Here is a 13057-nt window from a genome sequence, read left to right on the forward strand (position 1 = left end):
TGGACGCCGGCAAGGACTATGGCTTCAAGATGAACGTCGACCTGCGCATCCAGGTCGAAGCCATCGCACAGCCCTGATGCATGCGCCGGAGCTGAACCATTCCGAACAAGCCCTCGCCGGCATGGCGCCAGGACCTGCACGATGCAGCCGTGGTCAGTGAGTTGCCGGTCGATGGCCGCCGCGCAGACCGTGGCGTCGGGGTACTGGGCATGGAAAGCCTCAGGCGCCTCAGGCCGGCCAGCTGACTGACGAAGTAGGTGGGCTTCGGCTTCGATTCCTTCAGCCGATCCACCGCTGCTACCGAGAGCTCGCGCATCGCGCGTCGGGTCAGTGTCGCCGAATCCTGTTCACGCTATCGGCCACAACCTGACCTCGGCTCGACCGTCGAATAGCGGGCGTTCAATGAGCCATGCCATACCGTACTGGCCACATCCGCACCTTCGAATGCAGAACCCGGTGAATATCCGGGTGTCGCACAGGAACGTCGCTCTCGTGTGTTCGACCGCCAACGACAGCATCGGCCTGGTGCCGCTCGTCGCGACCTCCTGCGACTGCGGCAATCGGGGCTGAGGCTCGATCAAGATAGACCGAAGGTCTTGCGCAGGCTGGCATCCACAGGGCCTGCCGGCATGAAGCGGCGCAGCTTGCTGAGCAGCGACGCCTCGCCCTTCGGCGTCCGGCGCATCTGCCAGCGTTCGAAGGCGGCTTCCACGATGGTCGCAGCCACGGCTTCCGGCCCAGGGGCCTTTTGCACGCTCTTCACGATGGCCCGGGACGCGAGGTCCCGGTCCTGGTCGTACGCCGAGATCTTGCTCGCAACTTCCGGCGCGTTCAGGTCCAGATTGGTCTTCGTGTAAGAGGGCTCGACCAGCACGACGCGGATGCCGAAGTGGCGCACCTCGTGGTCCAGCGTCTCGGACATGCCTTCGAGCGCATGCTTGGACGCCGAGTACAGGCCCATGTAAGGCGCCGGCAGGAACCCCAGCACCGAGCTAACGTTGACGATGTGGCCCGCGCGCTGTTCACGCATGTGAGGCAGCACCGCCTGGCTCGTGCGCAGCGCCCCGAACACGTTGGTGTCGAACAAGGTCTGCGCTTCGGCGACAGAGGTTTCTTCGACGGCACCCAGCATCGTGCCGCCGGCGTTGTTGACCAGGACATCGATGCGCTTGGCCTTGCCGATGATGGATTGCACCGCGCGTTGAACCGAGCTTTCGTCGCGCACATCCATCTCGACCAGTTCGACGCCGGGGATGGGCTGGGTCTTGCGCAGATCGCGCACCGAGCCGAAGACGGTGCAGCCCCGCCGGGTGAACTGCTCGGCGGCGACACGGCCAATGCCGGAGGAGACGCCTGTGACGAACACGACTTTGGAGTTGGACATGGGGGTTCCGATTCCATACCGGGGTGGATGAATGCGCGTTGGCGATACGACCTGCGAATTCCGTTGTCATGCAGGGCTGGCGGCGCCACGACCTGCGGCCGATGGATGGTCGAAGATCAGGCAGGTCGTGGTCGCGTGCGCATAGAGCTTGCCGTCCGGCCCCACGATGCGGCCTTCTGCCGTACCGGTCTGGCGCCCGACGTGGATGACCTTGCCTTCAGCGCGCACCAGAGGGACCGCGTCGTTCAGCGCACGAACCAGGTTGATCTTGAGTTCCAGGGTGGTGTAGCCCCGACCGGCGGGCAGGGTCGTGTGGATGGCGCAGCCCACCGCAGAATCCAGCAGCGCCGCAAACCAGCCACCGTGAACGGTTCCAAGCGGGTTGTAGTGCCGCCGCAGCGGGCGCCCCTGGAATACCGCCTGTCCTGGCGCCATGCGGATCGGCACGAAGTCCAGCGTATCGCCCATGGGCGGTGGAGGAAGGTCCCCCGCGAAGATGGCGTCGAGGATTTCCATGCCGGACAGTCCGCTCGTCCGAAGTGTGGGGCGCGGTGCGTCGGCCGGCCGCAGCCTGGCGCGAACCGCCTGCTCCTGCGACGTCCATTGTTCGAGAACCTCGTTGTTGTCCATGGCAATTTCCAGTTCGAGTTGGGTGTGCCCAGTGGCCCGGCGCTGTTCGGCGCTCAGCGCGGCCGCGTGTTCACCGGCAAGCACAGCAGCGCGGTGAGCAGGGCCAGCGCCGCATGCAGGCCGTACAGCGGGTTGAAGTCCGGCCGGACCAAGCCCGCGTGGCCGAGAAGGCCGACGGTGATCGCGACCCCCAGCACGCTGCCGATCTGGCGCGTGGCCTGATTGAAAGCCGCACCGACCGCGTAGTGCGCAGCCGGCAGGCGGCTCACGGCCGCGCCGGCCAGCGAAGGCAGCACCAGTCCGACCGCCACGCCGCTCATCAGCAGCCCGGGCAACCAGTGGCGCAGGTACTCGGGCTGCGTACCCGGCACCAGAAGCATCCACAGACCGCTGCACGCATAGAGCAGCGAGCCGCCGACGAGGAACGGGCGGTGACCCAGGCGCCCGGCCAGTCGCCCGGTGACGATGGCCGTCGGCATCACCATCAGCGGGCCGGGCGTCACGGCCAGGCCGGCCTGGGGCAAGGTGTAGTGCCAGACGCCCGTCATGAAGAAGAAGAAGCCCAGGAACATCATCGAGAACGCGATGCCGAAGGCCAGCGTCGCGGCGTTGGCATAGCGGTAGGTGACGTTGGCGAACAGTGACAGGTCCAGCAGCGGCGCCGGGTGGAAGCGCGCCCACAGCACGAAGGCGACGCCGGCGAAGACGCCGCCGGCCGCCACCGCGGCGATCTGGCCCGCGCGCCATGCCGGGGATCCGCTCTCGACGATCGCCAATGCCATGGCCCCCACGGCGGCCATCAGCAGCAGGAGGCCGACGACGTCGATGCGCCGACGCTGCACCGGCTTGACCGCCTCTTCGACTCGCGAGCTGCTGCGCCACAGCGCCCAAAGGCCCACGGGGATGTTGATGTAGAAGGCCCACGGCCAGCCGGCGTGGGCGGTGACCCAGCTTCCCAGGCTGGGGCCTACGGCCGCGGCCAACCCGCCCACGGCTCCCCACAGGCTGACCACGGCAGCCCTGCGCTCGGCCGGAAAGGCCGCCAGCACGATCGACATCGAGGCCGGCGTCAGCAGGGCCGCGCCCACGGCCTGCAGCACGCGGGCCGCGACCAGCCACTCCACCGCAGGCGCGGACCCGCAGGCCGCCGATGCGGCGATGAACACGGCCAATCCGAGCCTGAAGACGCGCTTGCGCCCATGGGTGTCGGCCAGGCCGCCGGCCGGGATCAGCATCGCGGCATAGACCACGGTGTAGGCATTGAGCACCCACGACAGCGTGGCAGCCGAGCTGGCGGCAAAGCTGTGGCGCAACGCATCGAAGGCCGCGAACAGCATCGTCGAGTCCAGCGACACGAGGAAGACGGCGCTGCTGGCGATCCAGAACGCCGGCCAGGGCGATGCGGCCGCGGCAGGCGTTTCGGACGGCATGGCTGCAGGGGCGGCTGGACTGACCACGTCAGCGCGCCGCCTGGTCGACCACCGGGGCCGCGGACAGCCCGTGCTTGACCTGGCGTGTCATCTCGTCGGCCAGCACCTCCTGGGCGCCGGCTTCCAGCCCGTCCAGGGCCAGCTGGACGATCGCCTCGGGTGTCGCCTTCGGCATGTCGATGCCGCGCGTGAGCTCGGTGTCCACGAAGCCCATGTGCAACGTGAGCACCTGCGTGTTCTGCGCCCGCAGGTCGTTGCGCAGGCCGTTGCTCAGGCTCCAGACCGCAGCCTTCGAGACGGCATAGTTGGCCAGCAGCGGGTTGGTGATCCAGCTCGCCACCGAGGCGACGTTGAGCAATGCGCCACCGCCGTTGCGAGCCAGCACGGGCGCAAAGGCGCGGCTCACGCGCAGCACGCCCAGCACGTTGGTGTCCAGGTGCCGGCGCAGCAGGGCTTCCGCGTCGTCGGCCAGAAAGCTGCCGAAGCTGGCGATGCCGGCGTTGTTGACGACGATGCTCGCGTCGCAGGCCAGATGCGCGGCGGTCTCGACATCCGCGGGCGAAGTGACGTCCAGCCGCACCGGCGTCACGCCCGACAGGGTCACACGCGACGGGTCGCGCGCCGCGGCGTAGACCTTGCGCGCGCCGCGGGCGAGGAAGGCCTGGGCGAACGCGAGGCCAATGCCTCGGTTGGCGCCGGTGATCAAGACGGTCGAATCGGCGATCTTCATGGCGTGGTTTTCTGTATGATGAACGTCATATTTGCGGGCAAGCTGCCAGGGGGCAGCGCATCTGCGCCGTGGAACCTGGCTCAGGACGGGGCGTCGTGACGCTGAATCAGCGCTTCGCGGGTCTGTGCCAGCAAGGCACGACCCGCCTTGCCGTCGAGTGTGCGTGCCAATTGCAGCGCCCCGACCATCGTGGCGGTGACGACGGCAGCCTGGCCGGGTTCGGTGCCCGCCGGCAGTGCCGTACCCACGAGTGCGACCAGATCAGCGACTCGGCGACGCGCCTCTTCCCGCACGGCATCGTCTTGGCGCGTCATTTCCGAAGCAAGTGCGGCGACGACGCACCCTTGTTCAGGCCGATCGAGATTCGAGTCGTGGAGGTAGGCCCAGACAAGTGCGGCGAAGCGCGTGCTTCCCTTCGCCATTCGGCGCTCCATCGCCGCCGACAGTGCGGCCCGGTTGTCGCGGCTGGCACGCTGCATGGCCTCGACGAGCAGGGCGTCGCGAGAGGCAAAGTGCGCGTAGAAGCCGCCGTGCGTCAGGCCCGCCTCCTTCATGATGTCGGCCACACCCACACCACGGTAACCCGCGCGCCGGATCGCCCGCGCCGCCACGTCGACGATGAGCTCGTGGCTCAGTTCCTTGCGGGTGGAAGCGGCTGACATGATGGTCGTCATATTACGATCATCATATTCTCACGTCAAGTCCACGCGGCCGCTGACCTACGGTCGGCAGGTGCGAATGAAGCAGCGCCTTGTGCCGGCCTGGCGATTCGCGCCGGGCGCGTGTCGCCCGACGCCGCGCTGCCTACCGGTTGCAGCACGGCGCGCCAGCGCAGTCGCGGCCCATCGCCTCTGCGTGCAAGTTTTCTGCCCGATTCGCTCTCTGACGGGCTGAATCCGTCATGACGAGGCGCAAACCTCATCCGCATTGAGGATGCCACTCCTGGCGCCGATGCCACTGCCGGCGCTGCATCGTGTCCCCCGGCCCGAGCGGGCGCCGTGAGCCGTGGCTCTGCCGTGGGGGCCGCTGCCATGGGTGGGCGGATCTGTTGCCAGACCGGCGGGCGCTCGATGATCTCGACGATCGGCGAGGGCGAACCGACAACTGTCCGTCGCGATCACTCGGAAACCAGCCCTTGCGTCTGCGGTGTGGACGGTGCGAGATTCCGCTGCCGGCCAGTAGCTTGCCCTCGCCCACCTGGAGAACCGCATGACAACCTGCCTGACCGCAACGGCGCTGCTGCTGGCGGCATCGGCCGCCGGCGCCGCCCCCACCGCCTACACCATCGACCCGACCCACACCTTCCCCAGCTTCGAGGCCGACCACATGGGCATCTCGGTGTGGCGCGGCAAGCTCAACAAGAGCAGCGGCAAGGTGCTGTACGACAAGACCGCCGGCACCGGCACCGTCGAGATCGCGACCGAGCTGGCCAGCATCGACTTCGGCATGGATGCGCTGGCCACCTGGGCACGCGGCAAGGATTTCTTCAACGTGAAGAAGTTTCCTCGCGCGGTCTTCAAGGGCAGCCTGCAGTCGCCGGTCAATGGCGTGCCGACGCAACTGGTGGGTGAGCTGACGCTGCGCGGCGTGACGCGCCCGCTGACGCTGGTGGTCCACTCGCTGAAGTGCATCCCGCACCCGATGCTCAAGCGCGACTACTGCGGCGCCGACGCCAGCGGCAGCTTCAACCGCGACGACTTCGGCCTGGACGCCGGCAAGGACTATGGCTTCAAGATGAACGTCGACCTGCGCATCCAGGTCGAAGCCATCGCACAGCCCTGAGGACCGCAGGAGGTGTCAATGCCTGCCGCAGCCTTGGAAGTCGAGTGGCGCCAGACCGCTGGGCAGGGTTTCGGGCACCAACCTGCAGAGGGCTTGCGGGCGGGCCCGTGGGTCGAGCAGGCTGAGCCCGACGAACCGGGTGAGATCGTCGAGTTCACCGTCGTCCAAGCGCACGGGGACAGCCAGCAGCGGGTCCAGCGCCTGCAACACCGGTGCCGTGGGTCCCTGCCGGGATCTGAGATCCCTGGCCACGCCCGCCTTGCGGGCGCTGTAGTTGCGCGTTGAATCCAACACGTCCAGGTGGTGGCGTATCGCGTCGTCAAGTCGTGTGAACGCGCCGTTGTGAAAGAACGTCGGCTGCAGGATCACGTTTCGAAGCGGTGAGGTTCGGAACTTGTACCGGTCGCCTGCGTGGCCGGTGACCTGCTCGAGGCCGAAATCCTCGTCCTCGCCCACGCCGTCGAAGATGGTGTTGCCCTTGCCCGGGCCGAAGAAAGGCGCGATCTGCGGTACACCGACCGTGCGATTCTTGAAGTCGCTGAACATCTCGTTCGACGCCCCAGCCACCGCGTGGCAGGCCACGCAGTTGGCCTTGCCGAAGAACAGCAGCGCGCCTCGCTTCTCCGAGGCACCCATGGCGCCGCGCTGCCCGCGCGCGAACCGATCGATCGGTGCGTTGGCACGAACCAGCGTGAACTCGAACTCGGCGATGGCCTGCGCGAACATGAGCGGTGTGATCGGCTCGCCGCCCCGAACCACCGGGAACACGTCGCTGAACAAGCGCACATAGGCTGGTGTGCCGTTCAACCGCTGCGCCACGGCAGCACGTATCGGGTCATTGCGGAAGCCCGACGCGTCCGGCATGGGGACCACGCCACCGAGACCATCATCGAAGATGTCGAAACGGGGACCGAGTGTGCCTTTGGTGCCCGTGAAACCCGCAGCCTCGTTCAGTTCGGTGGGCGGGATGTGGGCCTGGGCGATCAGCAGGTGCCGCACCACGGGGTCGTTGGGCGGGAACTTGGTTGTGCCTTCGGGCGCCGGAAATGTGAAGCCCATGGCGTTGTCGAACGGATTGCCTGTGGGGGCCGAGAAGCGGCCGTTCCACATCAGGGCCGGATAGAACGCGGTGTTCACCACCGTGGGCGTGCGCCGCTGGTTGCGGGGGCCCGCGCGCCCGGGCCCCACGACGCGGTTGCTCTGAATTCCGATGGCGATGGACTGCGTATCGCCGAAGCCGGCACTCGGGGCGTGACACCCGGCGCACGTGTTGTCGTTGTGCAGGCCGCCCAGCGGATCGAAGAAGAGCTTGCGGCCGAGATCCGCGAGGCGGCTGTCGATGGGTCGGCCGAGTCGAGCCTCCAGCGACGCTTCGATCTTGCCGGTGAACCCCGCCTTGCGCAGAGCGATCTCGAGGCGTCTATCGAGTTCCCCCGTGTGCTCCTTGTGCTCCGGCCGGCCCGGGGCCTCCGCCGCATGGAGTGCGGGACTGGCCGAGGCCATCAGCAGCGTCAGCGCTGCGACGACAAGTCTCGGGGGTTTCAGCGCCTCGCGGGTACGGTTGAATGTCGTGGACATGCCAGTTTCCTTCAAGCGTGGACCCAACGCCACTTACCACAGAGCGAGCCAGATTCGAAAAAATACAGACAGCCGCAACGCAGGCATGCCCCCTCGAACTCGAGGGGCGAGTCATCGGTCTTCACCTCCGTAACTCTGCGGTTAGTACCGCATTCGCAACGGGCCTCGCGCGCCAGGCCCGCTCGGTCAAGGACACCGTGACTCAAGGTGGCATGGCTGTCTCCGCCGCTGCATCTCCGAAATAGGCTAGCATGTGACCTCGCTGACACATCGCCGAACCGGATCGTTCGTCCTCGGCGCCCTGGGCATGATGTCGGCCAACGCCGACGCGGCTCTCACGGCGTACACGACGCCAGTCGGTTTCCGGGCCGCAGTCTCGGCGCCGGTTTCAATGGGAACGTGCCAATCGCTCAGGCCTCCACCTCCTGCAATGCGCGATATCAAAGGGAGTTCTGAAACCTCTCGCCTGTCCAGTGCCCTCCACGCTGGTGCTGAAGGCCAACGAGGTCGGCGGCCTCAGCGTCGGTCAGCCTGATCGGAACATGTCCGTCGTGCCCATCGGGCATCGAATCTCGTTTGGACCAGGTCAGCATTGGGCGGGCAGCGTCTTTGGCTGGGGCTCAGTGACCGCATTGCCGCCGAGACCTGGGTTCGCGGGTCGCAGACGACAAGCCGCAAAGACCGGCCGCCCCTCAATCCAACACCCCCAGCAACCACGGGCGCCCTGCCCAGGCCGAACGCGCCTCGGGCATCCGCCGGTCAGCCCTTCACACACACCACCTGCTTGAGCGTGTGCACCACGTCCACCAGGTCACGCTGGGCGTCCATCACCGCGTCGATGTCCTTGTAGGCGGCGGGCGTCTCGTCGATCACGTCCTTGTCCTTGCGGCATTCCACGCCTTCGGTGGCGGCGCGGTGGTCGGCCAGCGTGAAGCGGCGCTTGGCTTCGCCACGGCTCATCACGCGGCCCGCGCCGTGCGAGCACGACTCGAACGACTCGGGGTGGCCCTTGCCGCGCACGATGTAGCTGCGCGCGCCCATGCTGCCAGGGATGATGCCCAGCTCACCGGCCTTCGCGCTGACCGCGCCCTTGCGGGTGACGTACACGTCTTCGCCGAAGTGCTGCTCGCGGCTCACGTAGTTGTGGTGGCAGTTCACCGCCTCGATGTGGCTTTGGAAGTTCCTGCGGATCACCGTCTTCGCGGCGTCGATCACGCGCGCCATCATCACCTCGCGGTTGATGGCGGCGAACTGCTGCGCCCAGCCCACGGCGCGCACGTAGTCGCCGAAGTAGCGGCTGCCTTCCTCGAAGTAGGCCAGGTCGCGGTCGGGCAGGTTGGCCTGCTGGCGCATCGCGTCCTGCCTGGCCAGTTCGATGAACATCGTGCCGATGAAATTGCCCACGCCGCGAGAACCCGAGTGCAGCATGAACCACACATGGCCAGCCTCGTCCAGGCAGACCTCGATGAAGTGGTTGCCCGTGCCCAGCGTGCCGAGGTGCTGGAGGTGGTTGGTCTTCTCCAGCTTGGGGTAGTCGCGGCAGAGTTCGGTGAACTCCGGCTCCAGCTGCGCCCACGCGGTGTTGACGGCGCCGGGCGGCTTCTGCCAGGCGCCGGGGTCGCGGCTGCCGGGCCGGCGGCCGTGCGGCACCGCGCGCTCGATGGCCGAACGCAGCGGGCCCAGGTTGTCGGGCAGGTCTTCGGCCGTCAGCGTGGTCTTGCAGGCGATCATGCCGCAGCCGATGTCCACGCCCACCGCGGCCGGGATGATGGCCTTGATGGTCGGTATCACCGAGCCTACGGTGGCGCCGATGCCGAAGTGCACATCGGGCATGGCCGCGATGTGCCTGAAGACGATGGGCAGGCGCGCGGCGTTGGTCAGCTGGCGCTTGGCCTCGTCTTCCACCGGCACGCCACGCGTCCACATCTTCAGCGGCACGCCGCCAGGGACGTCTTCCTCGAGGTAGTTGGGTTGTTCCATTCGATTTCTCCTTGTACGGGAGGCGCGCTCACGCCACATGCAGCGCACCGCGCTTGATGCGCGTGCCCTGACGTTCGATGCGGCGCCAGCCGCTGTTGTCGTTCATGGTGATCCAGCGCCGCTCCTCGGCACGATAGAACCAGTCCTTGTCCTGTTGGTAGTACACCTGGGCGCCGGACGACTCCCAGATGTTGGCAATCTCGTTGCTGTGCGCCCGAACCTCGCTGAAATCGGTGGTCGCCTTCTGGCCCATCTCGCTGTAGCAGGCGTTGAGCTGCAGCAGCAAGGCGTTCACGTCGGCGGCCATGCGCTCGGCCCGCAGACCGATCTTCACCGCCTCGTCCAGCAGGATCGGGTAGCCGTGCGACGGATACTTGCTGTTCAGCGCGGTGGCAATGGCCTCGGCCTTCGACGCGTCGGCGATGTGATAGGCCAGCAGCTCGCGGCACAGCATGATCGACAGCGATTCCGCACGGTCGACCGCACCGATGACGAGCGGATGAACGTACTGGAAGAGCGCCTTGTAGGCGTTCTCCGGCACCTCGCCTTGCTGTTCGCGCCACAGGCGGATCACCCGCTGCAGTTCGTTCAGGCTGACGCTGACTCGATCATTGTCACGGTCAACCGGCGAGAGCGCATGATTCAGCGACGTGTCGACCGCGGTCAGGTAGGCCGTCGGGCCCATCTGCACGCCGTCCGCGCCGAGCGCGATCATCGTGGCGGCCGAGGCGCACTCCAGTGGCACCAGCGCCACGAGGCGACGGCAATGCTGGCGCAGCAAGTTCACCAGGCGCAGCGACACCTGGCCGCTGCCGCCATCCGACTTCAGGAACAGGTAGATCACCTCGTGCTGGCCCAGCCGCTCGAGGACGTGGTAAAGCGCGACCACGTCGGTGTGACACACCGAACCGCGCGTGCCGTTCCAGTAGGCGACGAGCGGGCCGCCTAGCCGCTGCGCTAGCCGGGCGACGAGGGCCTGAGTCTTCGTGAAGAGCACGGGCGGTTGCTTGACCTTGATGTCGAGCTCGGGAATCAGTTCGTTCTTCATGTGGTACGCCTTGGGGTGCCCTGCCCGCGCCATGGCGCAGGCAGGGTCGGCGCTCAACGCAGCTTCACCAGCCCGTTGAGCACCTGGTCCAGACCTCCGAACACGGAGATCTTGTCGATGCGCTCGGCCACGCGTTCCAGCGTCTCGAGCTCCTTCATGCGCAGGGCGACGGGGTTGCCCTCCATCACCTTGGCGGTGTTCAGCAGCGAGCGCGTGGCCGCCGTCTCTTCACGGCGCCGGATCACGTTGGCCTCGGCAGCCTTGCCGGCCTCCACCACCTGGGCGAGGATGGTCTTCATCTCGCCCGGCAGCACGATGTCCTTCACGCCCACGCCGTCCAGCTGCAGGCCGCTGTCCGCCAGCCTGGTGGTGACCTGGGCGCTCACGACCTCGTCGATGACCGTCTTGTTCTCCAGCAACTCGTCGAGCGTGCGCGTGCCCACCGCGGCCCGCAGGCCGAACTGCAGCTCGCGGTACAGGTGGTCTGCGGGCTTGGCGAGTGTCTTGTGGGCCAACTGCGGATCGGTGAAGCGCCAGGTGGCCGACAGGTTCAAGCGCAGCGCCACCTTGTCACGGGTCAGGATCTCCTGGCCGGTGACGTCCAGCACCTGCAGCCGCAGGTCCACCGCCTCCACCGCCACCTCGCGGTTGAACTTCCAGAACGCGTGCGCGCCCGGCGCCAGCAGGCGGTCCACCTTGCCGTCGATCGACAGGATGCCGGCGCCGTGGTCGGGCACCTGCACCTGCAGCACGCCGGCCAGGCCCGACACCGGGCGCTGGCGCAGGTCAGTCTGCGCCAGGCGTGCCAGCACCGCGGCCGGCACGTCGGCCGACGCGGTGATGTCGATCACCTCGAGCCGCACGTCAACCAGCCCCTTCCAGTACAGGCGCCGGGTGCCCGGCGCCAGCACCTCGACCAGCACGCCGTTCTCGGTGCGCAGGCCCACCTGGTGCTCGCCCAGTTCCACGCGCACGAACTCGGCCGCCACCACCTGCGGCTCCCTGGCCATCAGGTAGTCGGCCAGGCCGTGGGTGAACGCGGCCTGTTCCATCGGGAAGACCTCCACGCGCAGGGCGTCGATCGGCGAGTACAGCCAGTGCGTGCCGGGTTGCAGCACGCGCTCGAAGTCGCCATTGCGCAGCAGCAGGCCGCGCTCGTTCTTTTTCACAATGACACGCCGGGGCATCTTCATGGTGTTCTCCTTGGGGTTGATGTGTTCATCGAATTGGGGTGCCGTTACAGCAACGGCCGCGGACGACGGATGCCAAGGCCCGGACGCCACGGTGCGCGTCGACCGCCTCATGAAGGCGATCTCGGCTGGCCGTGGCTGCGAAGCCCCGCGTGCCCGTCGCACGGGCGGCCGCCGCTGATGCACGGTCGGGCTTGCGCCCTCGGTGCACGTTCGGCAGTGGTCTTTCGACCGGTTCTGGTGGCTTGGAGCGGGAGTCGAACCCGCAACAGACGACTTTTCAGGTCGTTGCTCTTCCCGACTGAGCTCTCCAGCGGTGGCCATCCAGGAATCGAACCTGGCACCTTGCGGTGCGATCCATCGATGGCCGGGGACTCCGCCATGTCCAGCGACGCGGCATGGACGGCCCCGACGGGCTTGCGCCCGGGTGCCGCCCACCGGCGGGGTTCACGAACCCCTGAGCTGTGAGCGCCCCCAGGCGGCGGCAAAGGCCCGCCGCCGCCCCCCGAGGGGGTGAGGAAACTTCGGAACGGCCGTGCGTTTCCTCATGAGCGCTCGCCTTTCATGGCAGATGCTTGGGCGCCCGAGCGCTGGTGCTGGGCCGCCCCATCTTGGGGGCGGCCTGCATCAGCTCAGGCGCGATCCTTTCGGCAGGCGCGCGGCCAGCCACTCGTGCACGTCGGCGCGGATGTGCCGGCCCTCGAGCAGAAAGCTCTCGAAGCGGCTCGGCACATGCGGCAGGTACAGCAGCGGCATGCCCGCTTTCTCTGGCGTGCGGTCGGCCTTGCGGCCGTTGCACGGGCCGCAGGCCGTGACCAGGTTCATCCAGGTCCAGCGGCCGCCCCTCGACTGCGGCACGATGTGCTCGCACGACAGGTCGCGCTCGGCGAACCGCTGGCCGCAGTAGGCGCAGGTCATGCGGTCGCGCCGGAACAGCTTGGCCTTGGTGAACGCCGGCACCACGTCGAACAGGTTGAGCCTGGGCGCACCGGCGAGCGCCATGATCGGGTGGATGTCGATGACCGACTGCCGGCCCCGCGCCACGTTGTAGCCGCCGCGCAGCGTGGCCAGCGGTCCGTCGCCGTCCACCCAGGCCACCGAGCCCGTGGCCACGTGCAGCGCCGCGTGCTCGAGCGAGATCCACGCCTGCGGCGTGCCCTGGATGTCGAGTTGCAGCACGTGGCTGTGATGGGGGTGATGCATGGGCGTCCTCCTTTGGCGTCCGCATGTCCATGCTGCGTGACGTGAGCGTACTGCCGCTTCACGAACATTGGCCCATGTGATGGGGTGTCTGTTGGGGTTGGG

At 67.5% G+C, this 13057-nt stretch carries 11 protein-coding genes; 1 reads left to right on the forward strand and 10 read right to left on the reverse strand.

Features of this window, described 5'->3' with window-relative positions; translation table 11 throughout:
• Positions 1–577: 577 nt before the first annotated feature.
• The 5 genes from EOINJALH_RS01715 to EOINJALH_RS01735 all read right to left on the reverse strand — a co-directional run bounded on the left by EOINJALH_RS01715 (position 578) and on the right by EOINJALH_RS01735 (position 4848).
• Complete coding sequence (locus EOINJALH_RS01715) at positions 578–1384, reverse strand: oxidoreductase (RefSeq protein ID WP_088278585.1); 807 nt, start codon at positions 1382–1384, stop codon at positions 578–580.
• 66 nt (positions 1385–1450) lie between these two features.
• The gene (locus EOINJALH_RS01720) at positions 1451–2014 is read right to left on the reverse strand and encodes a PaaI family thioesterase (RefSeq protein WP_088278586.1); all 564 of its coding nucleotides are present in this window, start codon (positions 2012–2014) and stop codon (positions 1451–1453) included.
• Positions 2015–2067: 53 nt separating this feature from the next.
• On the reverse strand, positions 2068–3444 hold the full coding sequence (locus tag EOINJALH_RS01725) for an MFS transporter (RefSeq protein ID WP_088278587.1): 1377 nt from the start codon (positions 3442–3444) through the stop codon (positions 2068–2070).
• 28 nt (positions 3445–3472) lie between these two features.
• The gene (locus EOINJALH_RS01730) at positions 3473–4174 is read right to left on the reverse strand and encodes an SDR family oxidoreductase (RefSeq protein WP_088278588.1); all 702 of its coding nucleotides are present in this window, start codon (positions 4172–4174) and stop codon (positions 3473–3475) included.
• 80 nt (positions 4175–4254) lie between these two features.
• Positions 4255–4848: a TetR/AcrR family transcriptional regulator gene (locus EOINJALH_RS01735; protein ID WP_088278589.1), complete on the reverse strand. Its 594-nt coding sequence runs from the start codon at positions 4846–4848 to the stop codon at positions 4255–4257.
• A 535-nt stretch (positions 4849–5383) separates the two neighbouring features.
• Between EOINJALH_RS01735 and EOINJALH_RS01740 the strand changes: the two genes are divergently transcribed.
• Complete coding sequence (locus EOINJALH_RS01740) at positions 5384–5956, forward strand: YceI family protein (RefSeq protein WP_088278590.1); 573 nt, start codon at positions 5384–5386, stop codon at positions 5954–5956.
• Between the two features lie 15 nt (positions 5957–5971).
• Here EOINJALH_RS01740 and EOINJALH_RS01745 read toward each other — a convergent pair whose 3' ends face one another.
• The 5 genes from EOINJALH_RS01745 to EOINJALH_RS01770 form a co-directional block, all read right to left on the reverse strand.
• A complete protein-coding gene (locus EOINJALH_RS01745; RefSeq protein WP_199873120.1) occupies positions 5972–7534 on the reverse strand; it encodes a cytochrome-c peroxidase in 1563 nt (520 codons plus the stop codon).
• Between the two features lie 759 nt (positions 7535–8293).
• On the reverse strand, positions 8294–9514 hold the full coding sequence (locus tag EOINJALH_RS01750; RefSeq protein WP_088278592.1) for an RtcB family protein: 1221 nt from the start codon (positions 9512–9514) through the stop codon (positions 8294–8296).
• Positions 9515–9542: 28 nt separating this feature from the next.
• A complete protein-coding gene (locus tag EOINJALH_RS01755) occupies positions 9543–10562 on the reverse strand; it encodes a hypothetical protein (RefSeq protein ID WP_088278595.1) in 1020 nt (339 codons plus the stop codon).
• 53 nt (positions 10563–10615) lie between these two features.
• Positions 10616–11749, reverse strand: a complete 1134-nt coding sequence (locus EOINJALH_RS01760) for an SPFH domain-containing protein (RefSeq protein WP_404872723.1) — start codon at positions 11747–11749, stop codon at positions 10616–10618.
• Between the two features lie 630 nt (positions 11750–12379).
• Entirely contained in the window at positions 12380–12955 is a 576-nt protein-coding gene (locus tag EOINJALH_RS01770; protein ID WP_088278594.1) for an HNH endonuclease, read from the reverse strand.
• Positions 12956–13057 lie beyond the last annotated feature (102 nt).

The organism is Ideonella sp. A 288 (genome assembly GCF_002198735.1).
In the GTDB taxonomy this organism is placed as follows: Bacteria; Pseudomonadota; Gammaproteobacteria; order Burkholderiales; family Burkholderiaceae_C; genus Pseudaquabacterium.